Origin of the sequence: Streptomyces agglomeratus (assembly GCF_001746415.1) — a bacterium.
Lineage (GTDB): Bacteria > Actinomycetota > Actinomycetes > Streptomycetales > Streptomycetaceae > Streptomyces > Streptomyces agglomeratus.
The window spans coordinates 7537717-7554635 of sequence record NZ_MEHJ01000001.1; the positions used below are offsets into that span (position 1 = coordinate 7537717).

The following is a 16919-nucleotide window of genomic DNA, read 5'->3' on the forward strand; positions in this document are numbered from 1 at the left end:
GTCCGCCACCAGGACGAACCGCTGGACGACCTGCTCGGCCCGAGGGTGAGCGCCGACCGCAGTCGCTTCCGCCTGAGCAGGGCCCCGGCCGCCCTGCTTCCTCGGCCGGATCCGTTGGGACGCGGCGGGTGAAACCATTGACCCGGTTGATCGTCCCTACTGTCGAGGAGAGAGCGGTATGACCATGGTGACCATGGTGAAGGACATCGAGGCTCGTGGCATGCAGCACTGTGAGACGACAGCCCTCGGGGTGCTGCTGCGGCACGAAGGACTCGACCTGTCGGAGCCCATGATGTTCGGGCTCGGCTCCGGTCTGTCCTTCATCTACTGGGACAGCGCAGCCATGGGCTTTCCTTTCCTCGGGGGCCGGGTCAAGCCGTTCGAACTCACCAGGAATCTGACCACCGCGCTCGGGCTGGAGCTGCTGGTCAAGGAGACCACCAGCCCGCGCAAAGCCTGGGAGAACGTGGCGGCCCCCATCGACGCGGGTCGGCCGGCCGGCATTCAGCTGGACAGCTACCACCTGGAGTACTTCGGGTCCAAGGTGCATTTCGGCGGCCATGTCGTGGCCATGTACGGCTACGACGAACAGGACGCCTACCTGGTGGATACCGGCCAGCAGGGTGGAGCGGTGACCACCAGCCTCACGAGCCTGGCCAAGGCCAGGGCCGAGCGCGGCCCGATGACCGCGAAGAACCGGTCCTTCACCATCACCGGACCGGGCGAACTGCCCCGCACCGAGGACCGGATCGTTCCCGCGATCAAAGCCTGTGCCGACGATTTCCTCAATCCGCCCATCGCGAACCTCGGTTACCGAGGCATCGAGAAGGCCGCCGAACAGGTGCCGAAATGGCTGCAACGCACCGATCGCCCGCAAAACGATCTACCGCAGGCCGCCCTCCTCATGGAGAGGGCCGGTACGGGCGGCGCCCTGTTCCGTAACCTCTACCGGGACTTCCTCGGGGAGTGCGCCGAGCTGGTCGACGACGGTCGCCTGCGCACCGGTCACGCGCTCTACACCGAGGCCGCGACCCTCTGGACGGAAGTGGCCGCGCTGATCACCACAGCGGGCGAGTCCGGCGAAGCGGCGCCTCTCGCGCAGGCCGGCACGGTTCTTCGGACGCTCGCGCGCATCGAGCGCGACGCGATGCAAACGCTGAGTCAGCTGCCGCAATAAGCCGATTTGGCGGTACGTGAGGCAGCGGACCGGGCCGAGGAGGGCAGTCGCCGTGGGCCTACCGCGGCGTGCGACTCGCCGAGCTGGCAGTGTGATCTCAGGACCCGCCCGGAACGTGCACGACGTCCACCGTGTCTCGCCCGCCGGACGGATCGCCGGCCGACACGCCGCGAGGCGGGACCGGGGACCGCCGAAGGCCGTAACCGGCTGGTCAGTGGGGGTGCGACGGGGGGCCGTCGAGCGCCCCGGCGAGCCTTGGGTGACATGCCGTCAGAGAAACCCGTCGATCTTTCAGCCGTCGAGACCGAACAAGACGGCCGCCCCGCACGTACTGGACGTACAAGCAAGCCGGGACGGATGAGACGACGGATGAAGGACGGGCGAGATGGGCGTAATCAGGAGAAGCGTGTGGACGTGGCGCAAGCGGGGGAGCGTCGCGCTGCTCGCCTGTGGCGCGCTGGCCGGCGGAGGTCTCGCGGCGGCCGGCGTGGCGGTACTGGAGCCACGGACGGCGACCGCCTCCAGCCACCGGGAGGCGCCGCTGATCTCGGGACAGCCACAGTTCGACACCACGGACGTGTACGCGTTCGTGAGCCCCGACCACCCCGACTCGACCACGCTGGTGGCGAACCTGCTGCCGTTCCAGGAACCGGCGGGCGGCCCGAACTTCTACCCCTTCGCCACCGACGCGCGCTACGACCTCCACATCGACAGCGACGGTGACGCGCAGGACGAACTGCTGTACCGCTTCACGTTCAAGGACCACCGCAAGAACGAGAACACCTTCCTCTACAACACGGGCGCCGTGGAGAGCCTGGACGATCCGGACCTCAACTTCACGCAGACGTACGACATCGAGCTGCTCCGCATGGAGAAGGGGAAGGCCGTCTCGCGTCACAAGGTCGCGAAGAACCTCCCCGTCGCCCCCTCGAACGTCGGCAAGGCGTCGATGCCCGACTACCAGAAGCTGCGTGACCAAGCGGTGCGGAAGGTCCCCGGCGGCCTGAAGGCATTCGCGGGCCAGGCCGACGACCCGTTCTTCCTCGACCTGCGGGTCTTCGACCTGCTGTACGGCGGTGACCTGTCGGAGGTCGGCAACGACACGCTCAAGGGCTACAACGTCAACACGATCGCCCTCCAGGTGCCGACCTCGTACATCCGCGAGTCCGAGGAGCAGCCGGTCGTCGGCATCTACGCGACGACCGAACGCAAGAGCGCCTCCGGCCACTGGACGCGCGTGTCGCGGCTCGGCATGCCGCTGGTCAACGAGGTCGTCAACCCGGTCAAGGACAAGGACAAGTTCAACGCCTCCTCGCCGGAGAACGACGGTGACTTCCTCAAAAACGTGACCGAACCGGAGCTGCCGAAGCTCGTCGAGGCCATCCACAAGATCAAGGCTCCCGCCGAGCCCCGCGACGACCTCGTCTCGGTGTTCCTGACCGGAGTCAAGGACCTCAACCAGCCGCCCAACGTCACCCCGTCGGAGATGCTGCGCCTCAACACCTCCGTCAAGCCGGTGGCGGAGCCGAAGCGGCTCGGCGTACTGGACGGCGACAACGCGGGCTTCCCGAACGGACGCCGGCTCACCGACGACGTTCTCGACATCGCGCTGCAAACCGTCGAGGGCGAACTCGTCGGTGCCAAGAACGACCTGGGCGACGCGGTCGACGCCAACGACAAGAAGTTCGGCGACACCTTCCCGTACGTCGCCCTGCCCACCGCCGGCTCCGACACCCGCAAGGGCGCGGACGTCGACACCAAGACCGACGCCACTGGCCTGACCGGCGGCGCGGCCGCCCTCACGTCCTCGTGGGGCGAGAACACGGTGATGCTCGCCTCGGCCCTGACGGGGGCCGTCGGGGTGCTGCTCGTCGGCTTCGGCATGTCGTACGTGCGCTCCCGGCGCCGGCCCGCACGCCGGTCCTGGCTCGGCTGAACCCCGTCCGCGGGGCGGCGCCGGCACGGTCCGGGGCCGCCCCGCGGAGAACATCCCCCTGAAGGCCGAGGAAGGCGAGACAGATGCCCGTACGGAAGCCGCAGTTCGTGCCGCGACGGCATGAGCCAGGTCAGGAGCGACCGCCCGAGGGCCGGCGTGGACCACGGCGGTGGCGGATCGCGGCGCTCCTGGCGATGGCCGTGGGCCTCACCGCCACCTCGGTGGCGATCGGGGCCGACGGTGGCCCGGACCGGACCGGCCGGGACACGCCGGTCCTCGCGGCGGACGTGTCCGTCGAGCGGCTGGCGGCCGGCGACCTCGGGCGCGGGGTCGACGCCCTCCACCGGCACCTGCGCAGACAGCCCAAGGACGCAGGCGGCTGGGCCACCCTGGGTGCGGCGTACGTCGAACAGGCGCGGACCAGCGGCGACCCGACGCTGTACCCACGGGCGGAGAAGGCGTTCGGCCGGTCGCTGAAGCTGCGCCCGGCCGCCGACAACGACGCGGCCCTCGCCGGCCGGGCGGCGCTCGCCGCCGCCCGGCACGACTTCACCGCCGCGCTGGACGAGGCGGACCGGGCGCTGCGGGTGAACCCGTACAGCGAACGGGCGTTGTGCAGCAGGGTCGACGCCCTGGTCGAGCTCGGCCGGTACGACGAGGCGTGGCGCGCGGTCGAGCTCGCCGACCGGCGCCGGCCGGGCATCCCCGTCTTCACCCGGTACGCGTACGTACGGGAACTGCTCGGCGACACGAAGGGAGCGCGCCGGGTGCTGCTGCGCGCGCTGGAGTCCGCGTCCGCACCGCCCGATGTCGCGTACGTGGCCACTTCGCTCGGACAACTCGCCTCGTCCCAGGGCCAGTACGGGCGAGCACGGTCCCACTACGCGACAGCGCTGCGCGCCGATCCGGGGTACGTACCGGCGCGGGAGGGGCGGGGGCGCGCGTACGCCGCCGAGGGCGACACGAAGCGGGCCCTCGGCGATCTCGAAGAGGTCGTACGGCGCTACCCGCTGCCCGGACAACTGGCCGCGCTCGGCGAACTGCACGAGGCGGCCGGGCGGCGCGAGCGCGCCGGGGAACAGTACGGGCTCGTCCGTACGTGGACCCGACTGGCCCGCGCCCAGGGCGTCGCCACCGATCTGGAGTCCGCACTCGTGGAGGCGGACCACGGCGACGCCGCCGGGGCGCTGAAGGCGGCGCGCGCCGAATGGTCGCGCCGGGAGAGTGTCCACACGGCGGACGCGCTCGGCTGGGCGCTGCACGTGAACGGCAAGGACAGGCAGGCGCTGACCTACGCCCAGAAGGCGACAGACTCGAAGCCCGGGTATCGGAACGCTTCCTTCCTCTTCCATCGGGGGATGATCGAGCACGCCCTCGGAGACGACAAGGCCGCGCGGCGGCATCTGCGCGCCGCGCTCGACCTGAACCCCGGCTTCTCACCCACGGGGGCACGCGAGGCGCGATCCGCGCTGAAGCGGATCGGGGGGACGTCGTGAAGCGCCGCACCGCCGCTTCCGCCCTCGTCACGCTGACGGCGGGAGCGGCACTCGCCGTCCTGCCCGCCGGGGCGGCTCAAGCGCACCCGCTGGGGAACTTCACCGTCAGCCAGTACGACGGCCTCGTCGTCGCGCCGGGGAAGCTCGCGGTGGACCACGTCGAGGACCTGGCGGAGATCCCGGCCGCCCGCGAACGCGGCCGAATCGACGCCGACGGAGACGACGATCTCGGGTCGGCCGAGCTGTCCGCCTGGGCCCGGACGCGGTGCGAGGCGGCGGCCCGGGACGCCCGGCTCACGGTCAAGGGCAAGGGCAAGGGCTCGGTCACGGGGGGCGGTCCGGCGGGCGGTGGAACCGTACCCGTCTCGGCGGGCAGCGCGAAGGCTCAAGTACAACCTGGGCAGGCCGGGTTGAAGACACTGCGCGTGACGTGCGCGCTGACGGCGCCGCTGCCGCGTGAGGGAGGCGTACGACTGGCGTACCGCCCGGCGAGTGTCACCACGACGGCGGGGTGGCGGGAGATCACCGCGCGGGGTGACCGCATGACGCTTTCCGCGTCGGACGTGCCGGGGAAGTCCCTCTCGCGCCGGCTGACCGCGTATCCCGGCGACGTGCTCTCCACGCCGCCCGAAGTACGGTCGGCCGCCCTCACGGTACGAGCAGGGGGACCGGCGCTGGTCTCGGGCGGGGACGACGGCGGAGGTTCCCCGGCAGCGGGCGTACTGCCGCGCGGGGCGGACCGCTGGGCGCAGGCGCTGACCGGCCTCGTCGCCCGGCACGAACTGACCGCCGGTTTCGCGGCGCTCGCACTCGGCATGTCCCTGTTCCTGGGAGCCATGCACGCTCTGGCACCGGGCCACGGCAAGACGATGATGGCGGCCGCGGCCGCCGCGGGCGGCCGCAGCTCGGTGCGCGACATGGTCGGCCTGGGGCTGTCGGTGACGATGACCCACACCCTGGGCGTCTTCGCGTTGGGCGCCCTGATCACGGCGGGGTCGGCCGCGGCGCCCACCGTCGTCTCGTGGCTGGGCATCGCGAGCGGCGCCCTGGTCGCGGTGGCGGGCGCGCTGCTGCTGCGCAGGGCGTGGAGACAGCGCCACAGGCCACACACCCACGGCCACAGCCATGGGCATGGGCATACCCACGTCCATACGCAGGGGCACGGGCACCCGCACGGGCAGGGCCCCGCGCACAGCCACGACGCCGACGCCGTTCCTGTCCACGCCGAGGAACGGACGCTTGTCTCGGTGGCTTCCTCCACGTCCGCCGTGCCCGGTCTCGCCGCCGACGTACAGCCGCCGGCGAAGCCCAGTCACAAGCACGAGCACGGGCACGAGCACGGGCACGGGCACGGGCACGAGCAGGAGCAGGAGCACGACCGGGGGAGTGCAGACGTCGACGAACCCGTTCCGGTGGCTTCCCCCGGGCACAGCCACCCGCACCACTCCCACCCGCATCCCCATTCCCACACGCACTCCCACCTCCCTCCCGCCCCCGGCCTGCGCGGAGTCGTACTCCTCGGGTTCGCCGGCGGGCTGGTCCCGAGCCCGTCGGCCGTCGTCGTCCTGGTCGGCGCGGCTGCCCTCGGCCAGGCATGGTTCGGGTTTCTGCTGGTCCTGGCCTACGGAGCCGGCCTGGCCCTCACGCTGACGGGCGCCGGGTTCGCGGCCGTGCGGCTGAGGGAGACGACGGCGCGCAGGCTGACGCGGCGGCCGCGGGGCCGGTTCCTCGTGCGGGCTCAGCGTGCCGCCCCGCTCGGCACGGCTGCCGTGGTGTTCGTGCTGGGATGCGGACTACTGCTCCGAGGTGCTGCGACAGCGCTCGGCTGAGAAGCCCCCGTACTCGGCAGAGACGCTCCCGTACGGCGGGCAGGGCAGACAGCGAAACAGGGCTACCGGCCGCGAATGCGTGCCGGTAGCCCTGTTTCGCTGAAGACGGGGCAGGCGAACCCCCGGCCGGGAATCAGCCCCAAGCCTGGGAGTACTGCCGACGGTAGCTCCTGCGGTCGTGAGCCGACCGGATCCACCGGGTCGCCACCAGACCCACGAGGCTCACGGCCGCGACGAGCAGCCCCGGCACGTAGCCGCGCGGGACGCCGGTCCAAGCAGGCAGTCGTACACCTCCCGTCGCCTCCGGCAGGGCGGTGGCGCCGGCGCCCGGCGGCGGCGCCGCGACGCCCCGGCCGTCTTCGGCCGCCGTGGTGGCGCCGATGACACGCACCCCGAGAGCAGCCGTCGCCGTGGTCACCGGCTGGAAGTACGTGAGACCTCCGGTGGTGCAGTCGCCATTGCCGCCCGACGTGACGCCGAGCGCAACCCCCCGCGCGAACAGTGGGCCACCGCTGTCGCCCGGCTCGGCGCACACCGTCGTCTCGATCAGCCCGGTCACTGTGCCCTCGGGGAAGTTCACCGTCGCGTTCAACGCGGTCACCCGGCCCGCCCGCACGCCCGTCGTACTGCCGCTGCGGAATACCTGCTGGCCGACGAACGGATCGGCGGCCCCGGTGATGCGCACCTCGCGGCCACCGCCGATCGCCACCGCGCTGCCGCCACTGGACGCCTCGCCGTTCTCGTACTCGACCAGGGAGAAGTCGCTGCCGGGAAAGCTACTCGCGGTCGTCGTGCCGACGCGCCCCGCGCCCTGCGCGTCCTGGAACCAGGTCGTGCCGACGGCACCGCAGTGCCCTGCCGTCAGGATGTACTTCTTACGGCCGTCGGTGACGTCGAAGCCGGCCGAGCAGCGCCCGTTTCCGGCGAAGACCGGGGCCCCGCCGCTCACTCGGGTCGTGAAGGACCCTTTTGTGCGCTGCATCTCCACGTACCCGCCGATATCCTCGGCGAGCCCGGACATGCGCGACCAGTCGTCGGACGAGACGGTGCTGTCGGCGTGCACCACGACCTTGTTGGACGCGTAGTCCATCACCCACGCGGTGCCGGGCACCCGGGGTGCGGAACGCAGCGCGTCCGTGGCCGAGCGCAGTTGCCGCATGCTGTGGGGAACTACCTTGGCGCGGGCTCCCGCGCGTCCGACCTCCGCCGCCGCTTCCGCGTCGGTCACCGCGACGACCGGGAGCCCGTCGGAACCGATCCAGGTGCCCGCCGTACGAGAGGTGCCGAGGCGCGCCACCAGGCTCGCGCCCAACTCGTCCGGCCGGGCGGTGGCGCCGCCCCCGGTCGCTTCGCGGCCGGCGGGGGCGGTCGGCTCGCCCGCCGTCGCGGTCGTGATCATCAGGCCGCCGCAGAGTATGCCGCCCGTGGCGGCCACCTGCGCCAGCCTCTGCAATCTGCGTCGCGCGTGCCTCATCCGTACCTCACAGCAGTTCCGACACGACGTCACCAACGTCGGGGCCGCAGAGAGCGGTCCCCCTTCCATACGGGCCGTCGTGCGGGCACGTTCACCGACGCGCTCGCTCTGTTCACCCCATAAGCGCCACAAGTCCCACAAGTGCCACAGGCCCACAAGCCAACACAGGCTGCACGGCCCGCACGAGTCGCTGAGGCCCCTCGGGCCGCACACACCTCAGACGTTGAACGGTGCCGCGCCGCCGCTCGTATATCCGGGCGGTTCGTCCAGTCCAGGTACGGGCCCCGCAGGCAGGGGAGGCACTCATGGCCGGCAGCAACATCACGCAGCTCTTTCGCGCGTCCACCGCGCACAGCCCCTCGTACTTCACTCTGAACCGGGCGGGGGCGGGCGCGGCCGGCGGAATCACCGACTTCTGCATCCCCTGCAACCCGTACTTCCCCACCCCCGCGATGTTCGACGAGCTGGGCAGCCGGCTCCGCGACATCCTGACGTACTACCCGAGCGGCGCCGACACCATCACCGCCGAACTGTGCCAGGTGCTCGGACTCAACCCGCAGACAGTCGCCATGGGGAACGGCTCCACCGAACTCATCACCTGGATCGACCACTTGCTCGTCCACGAGTCGCTGGCCGTGCCCGTTCCCACCTTCGGGCGGTGGACCGACCAGCCGATGGAGACCGGGAAGCGCGTCGACATGCTCCTGCTGCCCGAGGCGCACGGCTTCGGGCTGGACCCGGAAGCGTTCGTACGGTTCATCCGCTCCAGAGGTTCCCGCGTGGCCGTCATTTGCAACCCCAACAACCCCGACGGCGGCTTCCTGCCCAAACAGCAGGTCCTGGCGCTCCTCGACGCACTTCAGGACCTCGACCTGGTGGTCGTCGACGAGTCCTTCCTGGAGTTCGCCGACGCGGAACCCGAACCGAGCGTCGCGGCCGAGGCGGTGCTGCGTACGAACGTCATCGTGCTGCGCAGCCTCGGCAAGAACTTCGGGCTGCACGGCGTCCGCTTCGGCTACCTGGTCTCGAATCCGGGGCTCGCGGGAAAGGTGCGCAGGGCTCTGCCCAAGTGGAACCTCAACTCCTTCGCGGAGACGGTGGTGTTCATGCTCAAGGAGCACCGCCAGGAGTACGCGGACAGCATCGCGCGCTCGCGCCGCGACCGGGAGGAGATGACCTGGCGCCTCTCGCGGCTGCCGGGCCTCACCGTGTACCCCTCGCAGGGCAACTTCGTGTACGTACGGCTGCCGCAGGGCGCGGACGGGATCGTGCTGCGCGACCGGCTGCTGTCCGAGCACGGTGTGCTGGTGCGTGACTGCTCCAACAAGGTCGGCAGCTCCAGCCGCTTCCTGCGCCTCGTGGTGCGCCCGCAGCAGGACGTCGACCGGCTCATCGGGGCGCTGGGGCAGGTGTTGTACGGGCAGCAACAGGAGGTCGTGGAGGTACCGGAGACACCGGAGGCCACGGAGGCGGCGTGGGCGCCGCGGCCGCGGCAGTTCGTACCGGCACCCGCGGCTCCGCCGGCGCTTCCCGAACTCACGGACCAACCGCGGTACGCCCCGACGGCGATGCTCACCCGGGGCTACCAGGAGACGGCGTCCGCCCGGGGCCTGGGACCGGTACGGGCGCGGGGAGAGCGGGACTACACCTCGGGCATCGCGGCGGTGGACCGCCTCATCGGCGGGGCATGACGGGGATCTTGCCGACCGGTCGGCACACGGTGGGGGTCGGCACCGCGCGCCGCCGCGCCAGGTCCGCCGCCCGCACGGCCGGCCCCTCGGCGATCCCGTGCCCCCCACGAGGCAACCCACGGCCATCAGTTGTCGTCCTCCCGGGGCGAGGGAGGCGCCGGGGATCCCTGGGGCGTCCCGACGAGACCGATGCTGAGGAAGACCACCTTGATACGTGTCACACGTGCGGTGACCGCCGCGACGGTGTTACTCGCGCTGGCGGCGGCGTCACCGGCGGCGGCGTCACCGCGACCGGCGCACGCGCTGCCGTCCGCCGCTTCACTGTCGGACGCACCTCCGGAGCGGACCGCCGGCAAGCTCCCACCGGGCTGGGAACTCACCGACACCGGTGCCGGGAAGCAACTCGTCTGGACGTCACGCGAACACGTGCCCATGGGTGACGCCCGGGTCGAGTTCTACGCCGGCGACCGGCTGCTCGGCCGGCCCGTCCCCGCGAAGGACGGGCGCTCGTTCCGGCTGGACTTCGTCGGCGCACGGATCGGCCAGGCGAAGGAGTTGCGCGTAATGGCCGGCGGACGCCGGCTGGACGCGGCCGGTAAGGACCCGGCCCCCTGGACCGGCTCCCCGCCCTCCGAGCAGCGGGCAGCCGCCCCCTTCCCCGCCAACGGGGTCGACCCGGGAGTCCCGGGCCGCTACCGGACCGTCAGCGGCGAATACGCCCTGAGATCGGTGCGATTGCCCGGTTTTCCTGCCCCGGTGGAGATGCGTGCCGCGGTGGTGGGACCGGCCGACGCCCCGGGGAAGCGGCCGGTGGCGCTGTTCCTGCACGGCCGCCACAACACGTGCTTCAAACCCGGCGGCGACGGTCCGGCCGGCGACTGGCCCTGCAAGGCCGGCACCCAGCCGGTGCCGAGCCACCGGGGCTACTTGCGGGCCCAGAAGCTCCTGGCCTCGCAGGGGTACGTGACGTTCTCCATCTCGGCCAACGGCATCAACGGGCAGGACCATTTCGCGGAGGACGGCGGCGCACAGGCCCGCTCGTCCCTGGTGCGGCAGCACCTGGCCCGCTGGGCGGACTGGGCGGCCGGCCCGGCCGGCGCGCCGGCCGCCGTGCGGGCCGCCTCGCCCGCCGACCTCTCCCGCGTGCTGCTGATCGGTCACTCGCGTGGCGGAGAGGGCGTCAACAGGGCCGCGCTCGACAGCCTCTACCGGCCGCCCGCCGGCCAGGACGGACATCGTGGCAAGGTGCGGTGGAACATCCGCGGCACCGTCCTGATAGGGCCCACCATCTTCGGGCACAACCCCGCCCCCGAGGTGCCCTCCATGACCATCCTGCCCGGCTGCGACGGTGACGTCTCCGACCTCCAGGGCGAGCTCTACGTCGACGGAACGCGCGGCGTCAGCCGCGGCGCGGCACTGCACAGTGCCGTGTACATGGTGGGCGCCAACCACAACTTCTTCAACAGCGAATGGACGCCGGGGCAGGCGGAGGCACCCGCCGACGACGACTTCTGGACCGGCGAGACGCCGGACCCGGTCTGCACTCCGGGCACCAGGACCCGCCTGACCGCCACCCAGCAGCAGGCGGCGGGCGCCACGTACATCGCGGCGGCGGCCCGGCTGTTCGTCGCGGCCGACGACCGCGTGCGTCCCCTGCTGGACGGCAGCGACCGCCGAGCTCCCTCGGCGGACCCCGCGCGCGTCCTTACCCACGCCGTCGGCGCGAACCGTACGAGGGCCTTCCTGCCGGGCCCCTCGACGACCGTGTCCGGGGGCCGGCTCTGCGCACAGACCGACCCCGACCCGGCCCGCGCCTGTCTGCCCCCCGGCGGCGCGGGAGGGCGGTCGCCGCACTTCGCCTCCTGGGAGACGTCTCCGGAACCGGGCCGCGACGCCGTCGCGATGCGGTGGTCGCGCCCGGGATCCGCGGTGTCGGTGCGCCCTGTACGGCCGGTCTCGCTGGCGGGATCCAAGGCGCTGGCGATCAGGATGATCGTCCCGCCCAACACCACGGGCACACAGCTGGACGTCACTCTCGTCGATGCCTCGGGCCGGCGGTCCACCCTCGGCCGGGCACGTGTCGACGGACTGCCGGGCAGCGAGCGTACGGCCTCGCACTGGGGGCGCGAGATACGCGTACCCCTGTCCGCCGCCGTCCGGTCCGGGCTCGACCTGAAGCGCGTGAAGGCCCTGGAACTGACCCCGCGCAGCCGTTCCGGCCGGGCCTGGCTGATGGACGCCTGGGGCTGGAGCCCCGGCACACCGGCGGTGCGCCCGGCCGTGGTGGCGCGCGTCGACATCGGCCGGCTGTCGGTCAGGGAAGGAAACTCCGGCGTACGGATCTACCGTGTCCCGGTGCGGGTCACCGGGCAGGGCAGCGGCCAGGTCCGGGTGTTCGTCGCCAGGCCCGGCACGGAGGAGATCACGCCCCGGACGGTGACGGTGAGCCCGGGAAGCGACACCATCCGCGTACCGGTGCCGGTGCGCGGCAACACCCGGTACGGCAACGACATCGCGCACGACGTGTTCGTCAAGGCGGTGCGCAGTGCGGCGGTCGGCTCCCACCGGGGCGGGGTGACCGCACGGAACGACGACGCGATGCCCACGGTCAGGGTCAAGCCGGTCGCGGACGACGTGACCGAGGGTCGGAGCCTGACCTGGCGGGTGACGCTTTCGGCGGTCGCCGACGCGGACGTCATGGGCGAGCTCACGTTCCTGCCCGTCGACCGCGGCACGGAGCTGTCCACCCTGGACGTCGAGCGCCGCTGGCTGGAGGAATCCCTCGGCGCGTCGCCGACTCCGGCCAAACCGCTCTCCAAGGCCGTGGAAGAGCCGTACCTGCCGGTCACCATTCCGGCCGGCGAGCTGAGCACCGAGGTGACCGTGCCCACCGTCACGGACCGCGTGAACGAGCCCAAGGAGTGGCTGAAAGCCCGGATGATGACGTACGACGAGTCCTGGGGACCCCGGCCGGGCCCGGTGGTCACCGGCTCGGTACGGAACGCGCCCTAGATGTATTGCCCCGGGAGGTTGTGTACGGGTGATGCAGCTCTAGGCTGAGGGATCTTGAACGAGTAAGGGCCTTCCGGGTTCGGTGTGGATTGCGACATCTCCACCGAACGACGAAAGGCCCTCATGCCCCACCGTAATGCACCCCTGACCGAGACCGGACGACTGCGGCTCGCCCGCTGCGTGGTCGAGGACGGATGGCCCCTGCGCCGGGCCGCCGAACGCTTCCAGGTCTCGACAACCACCGCCCAGCGGTGGGCCGGCCGCTACCGAGTTCTGGGCGAGGCCGGGATGGCGGACCTTTCCTCCCGCCCGCATCACAGCCCCCGGCGAACCCCGACCCGCACCGAACGCCGGATCATCAAGGTGCGCCTCCTGCGTCGCTGGGGACCGGCCCGGATCGCTCACCTGCTCGGCCTGGTCCCTCGACCGTGCACCGTGTCCTGACCCGCTTCAAACTGGCCCGCCTGACCCACCTGGACCGGGCCACCGGCCGGGCAGTGCGCCGCTACGAACGCTCCACACCAGGCGAGTTGGTACACGTGGACATCAAGAAACTCGGCAACATCCCCGATGGCGGAGGCCACAAGGCGCTCGGCCGCCAGGCCGGCCGCAAGACACGGTCCGGCGCCGGCTACAGCTACATCCACACCGCCGTCGACGACCACTCCCGCCTCGCCTACAGCGAGATCCACGACGACGAGAAGAAGGAAACCGCGACCGCCTTCTGGACCCGGGCGAACGCGTTCTTCACCACCGCCGGGATCACCGTCGAGCGCGTCCTGACCGACAACGGCTCCTGCTACCGCTCACGCGACTGGCACGATGCCCTGGCGGCGGCCGGGATCGCCCACAAGCGAACCCGGCCCTACCGGCCGCAGACCAACGGCAAGGTCGAACGCCTCAACCGCACCCTGCTCGACGAATGGGCCTACGCCCGCCCCTACCGATCAGAACAAGAACGACGCGACGCCTTCCCACACTGGCTCCACACCTACACACCACCGCGGACACACCGCGCTCGCAGGCAAACCACCCGCCAGCCGCGTCCCCAACCTCACAGGGCAATACACCTAGCGCGCCCGAGCGGCACCGACCAACAGCGCACCCGCGGACACGGCACCGACCGACACCGACCGAACCGACCGACACGACACCGGCCTCCGACAAGGGGCCGGTGTCCGGCGTTTGCCGGGGACGGCGCGAAGAGGCGCGGGCTGCTTATGGAACCCGTACAACCTTCATGCTCCTCCAGTGGTCCCCTCTGCACCGGTCGAAACGTTTCTTCAGGGCAGCAGCGCCCGAAAAACACGGCCGGACCGATCCATCAACATTCGGATGCCGCCCGGCGTCCGGCATGCCGCAGGAGAAGAAGACCCGCATGCGCAACCAACTCCGTACCACCCTCGCCACCGCCGTCGCGGCAGCCCTCACCGGCAGCCTGATCGTCGCCGGAGCCGGCAGCGCCGCCGCAGCGCCCTCCGGTCTCCAAGGCGATTTCAACGGTGACGGCTACCGCGACCTGGCGATAGCGGCACCCATCGCCAAGGTCGACGGCAAGTCCAATGCCGGGTACGTCGCCGTCGTCTACGGCACCAGCAGCGGTCTCGACACGTCGAAGCGCACCCTGATCAGCCAGGCCAGCCCCGGGATTCCCGGCGTGCCGGAGACGGGCGACACGTTCGGCGACCGCATCACCGCGGGTGACCTGGACGGTGACAGCTACACCGACCTCGTGATCGGCGTGCACGCCGAGCGGATCGGCAGCACCGACGACTACGGTGTCGTCACCGTCGTCTGGGGTGGCGCGAACGGTCTCACCTCGGGCACCGACATCTCGTCGCCGCTGCCCGAGAACCGGTACGAGTTCGGCTGGGACGTGGCGGCTGGCGACTTCGACGGAGACGGCAAGGCCGACCTCGCCGCCGCCAACATGGCCGGTCCCGGGCTGAACGTCTTCAAGGGGCCCTTCACGCGCACCGGCAAGGCGGCGGCGCTGACCGGCATCGACACCCAGAGCCAGACCGGCATCTACGCGGACCGCATCGTCGCCGGCAACGTCACCGGCGACGGCGCCGCCGACCTGGTGGTGATGGGCCAGCAGGAGAGCGGCGACGACTACATCACCCGCAGCGTCCTCTACAAGGGCGGGGCCACCGGCCTCAAGGCTTCCGGCAAGCTCGCCGGCGGTTACGCGGCGGCCGTGGCCGACGTCGACAAGGACGGATTCGGCGACATCGTCACCGGCAACTTCATGGAGAAGTCCACCGGCGAGCCGAACGGCGGTCTCGGTGGCGCGCTCACCGTGACGTACGGCAGCGCCACCGGCCTGTCCACGCGTACTCCGGTCCGTATCACCCAGGACACCGCCAATGTTCCCGGAACGGCCGAGAAGGGCGACCGCTTCGGCTGGAGCCTGTCCGCCGGTGACACCAACCGTGACAGCTACGCGGACATCGCGGTCGGCGCGTCGTCGGAGGCGCTCGGAGGCAAGACGGCGGCCGGCACCGTCACCGTCCTGCGGGGTTCCGCCACGGGACTGACCGGCACCGGCTCCAAGAGCTTCTCCCAGGACACGGCCGGGGTGCCCGGGGCGGCCGAGTCGCACGACCAGTTCGGCGGCTCCGTGCACCTCACGGACAGCAACGCCGACGGCCGCGCCGAACTGACCGCCGGCGCCTTCGCCGAGAACGCCGGCGCGGGTGCGGTCTGGCTCTTCAAGGCCGGTACGAGTGGAATCACCGCTACCGGTTCGACGAGCTTCGGCGCGGCGTCTGTCGGCGGCCCCACCGGCCTGTCGTACTTCGGCGACCGTTTCGCCAACTGACCGGCACGCCCGCGCGACGGGCACGCCAACTGACCGGACGCCCGCGTGACCGGCACGTCCGCGTGAACCGCGCGCCCGCGTGCCGGACAGCGCGCCCCGCCAATGGTCAGGGGCGCGCTGTCCGTTCGGGCAGGTGGGGCTTGAAGCAGGCGGTGACGGTCTTCCCGTGCTGCTGCGCGTGCGTCTGCCAGCTGTCGGCGAGAGACTGCACGATGCTGACCCCCCTGCCCGAAACGGCGCCCGGATCCGGGGCCCTGGGCGCGGGCATGGTGGCTGCCTCGTCATGGACACTCACATGAAGGCAGCTGTTGTCCCAGGTCAGCACGAGCTGCGCGTCACTGTGCGCGTGTACGTGCGCGTTGGTGAGCAGCTCGGACACCGCGAGGACGATTTCGTCCACCGTCTCGGGTGCCTCGGCGGCCCAGGGGAGTGAGCTCAGCTGACGGCGCGTCCAGTCCCGGCCCGCGCGCACACCTTGGCCCGCCGGAAAGGTGTGGGCCCACCCTGTCGCCTTGACGCTCATTGGCATGCTCCCGGAATCTCGTCCATCAGTGGCTGCACGACGGGTACCCTCTCCGGCCCGCAATCACCTCCGTAAGGCGCAGGACGTACAGAACCAGGCCGAGTGACCGTCGCACCGCCATGACGCTCCGGACGATTCCAGGTACAGCACGCCTCGGACGAGGGCGCGGAGCCACGAGGCGGCCTTGGGTCAGTACGGCGTGGGGCGCATGTGCCTGTAGCCCCCTGCGGGGATCATACTGACGAACTTCTCCTGGGCCGGGCTGAGACCGGGGCCGTACCAGACGGGGATGGCGACCCTGGCTTCGCCGTCGGAGTCTTCCGAGGCCAGGATGCTCGAAGTGGGGGTCCCGTCCGGGTGGTACTCACGGCTGGACTTCCTGATGATGTCGTAGGTGCCCTTGTACCGGGTGTGGGCGGTGATGTGGGCCTCGACGATGTAGGGGGCGTGATCGGTGGTGAAGTCGTCGGTGCGTTCCATGCTGCCGGTCGCTGTGAGGTCGACGCACTCGACGGTGTTGGCGCCCTCGGTGAAGGACTCCGTGACGGTCTCCGGGTTTTTGGCGTCCCGCTGCCACACGACATGCGTGTCTCGCCCGCGGCGGATGGTGACATGGCCGGAGATGGCGAGGGTGCGGACGCCCGGTCCGTCGATCCCGCCGTCGATGTCGTAGATCCGGATGCGCTCCAGTTTGATCTTGCGCCACTTCTGGTTCTTCGGGAACAACATGTCGGCGGTTCCCGTTTTGCCGCGCATGATGCCGCCCGCGGTGTCCCGCGCGTGGTCGACGACCGTGCCTCCCGCTTTGGCTCCGGTGGTGACAACTTCGCCGACGAAGTGGCGCAGGTCGCCGGAGAGCCGGGTGGAGCTGACTGCGTCGTTGAAACTGGGAGCTGAACGTGTCCGAGAGCCGCTCGTGCTCGCGCAGGTCTTCGATCGGCCCGTCGGAGATGAGGA

General features: G+C 71.2%; 10 protein-coding genes and 1 pseudogene. 8 read left to right on the top strand and 3 right to left on the bottom strand.

Going from position 1 to position 16919, the window contains the following annotated elements:
* Positions 1 to 187: 187 nt before the first annotated feature.
* The 4 genes from AS594_RS33005 (at position 188) to AS594_RS33020 (ending at position 6438) form a co-directional block, all read left to right on the top strand.
* On the top strand, positions 188 to 1177 hold the full coding sequence (locus tag AS594_RS33005) for a BtrH N-terminal domain-containing protein (protein ID WP_069930947.1): 990 nt from the start codon (positions 188 to 190) through the stop codon (positions 1175 to 1177).
* Positions 1178 to 1562: 385 nt separating this feature from the next.
* Complete coding sequence (locus AS594_RS33010) at positions 1563 to 3113, top strand: DUF4331 domain-containing protein (protein ID WP_069774996.1); 1551 nt, start codon at positions 1563 to 1565, stop codon at positions 3111 to 3113.
* A gap of 83 nt (positions 3114 to 3196) precedes the next feature.
* On the top strand, positions 3197 to 4609 hold the full coding sequence (locus AS594_RS33015) for a tetratricopeptide repeat protein (RefSeq protein WP_079148071.1): 1413 nt from the start codon (positions 3197 to 3199) through the stop codon (positions 4607 to 4609).
* Positions 4606 to 6438, top strand: a complete 1833-nt coding sequence (locus tag AS594_RS33020; protein ID WP_069935692.1) for an urease accessory protein UreH domain-containing protein — start codon at positions 4606 to 4608, stop codon at positions 6436 to 6438. The genes AS594_RS33015 and AS594_RS33020 overlap by 4 nt, the downstream gene beginning before the upstream one ends.
* 133 nt (positions 6439 to 6571) lie before the next feature.
* Here the strand turns inward: AS594_RS33020 and AS594_RS33025 are convergent, their stop codons facing one another.
* Complete coding sequence (locus tag AS594_RS33025; protein ID WP_069774989.1) at positions 6572 to 7912, bottom strand: S1 family peptidase; 1341 nt, start codon at positions 7910 to 7912, stop codon at positions 6572 to 6574.
* Positions 7913 to 8217: 305 nt separating this feature from the next.
* Between AS594_RS33025 and AS594_RS33030 the strand changes: the two genes are divergently transcribed.
* The 4 genes and pseudogenes from AS594_RS33030 to AS594_RS33045 all read left to right on the top strand — a co-directional run bounded on the left by AS594_RS33030 (position 8218) and on the right by AS594_RS33045 (position 15439).
* Complete coding sequence (locus tag AS594_RS33030) at positions 8218 to 9603, top strand: pyridoxal phosphate-dependent aminotransferase (protein ID WP_240509137.1); 1386 nt, start codon at positions 8218 to 8220, stop codon at positions 9601 to 9603.
* Positions 9604 to 9810: 207 nt separating this feature from the next.
* Positions 9811 to 12615 (top strand): alpha/beta hydrolase, encoded by a 2805-nt coding sequence (locus AS594_RS33035; protein WP_069933757.1) that lies wholly within the window; start codon positions 9811 to 9813, stop codon positions 12613 to 12615.
* A 123-nt stretch (positions 12616 to 12738) separates the two neighbouring features.
* Positions 12739 to 13689 (top strand): annotated as a pseudogene (locus AS594_RS33040) (IS481 family transposase).
* A gap of 304 nt (positions 13690 to 13993) precedes the next feature.
* Positions 13994 to 15439, top strand: a complete 1446-nt coding sequence (locus AS594_RS33045; RefSeq protein ID WP_069933756.1) for an FG-GAP-like repeat-containing protein — start codon at positions 13994 to 13996, stop codon at positions 15437 to 15439.
* A gap of 106 nt (positions 15440 to 15545) precedes the next feature.
* Here the strand turns inward: AS594_RS33045 and AS594_RS33050 are convergent, their stop codons facing one another.
* Positions 15546 to 15962 carry an ATP-binding protein gene (locus tag AS594_RS33050; protein ID WP_069774983.1) on the bottom strand — a complete coding sequence of 139 codons (417 nt, stop codon included), beginning with the start codon at positions 15960 to 15962 and terminating at the stop codon, positions 15546 to 15548.
* Between the two features lie 189 nt (positions 15963 to 16151).
* Positions 16152 to 16691, bottom strand: a complete 540-nt coding sequence (locus AS594_RS46445) for a hypothetical protein (RefSeq protein ID WP_069774977.1) — start codon at positions 16689 to 16691, stop codon at positions 16152 to 16154.
* Positions 16692 to 16919: the final 228 nt, after the last annotated feature.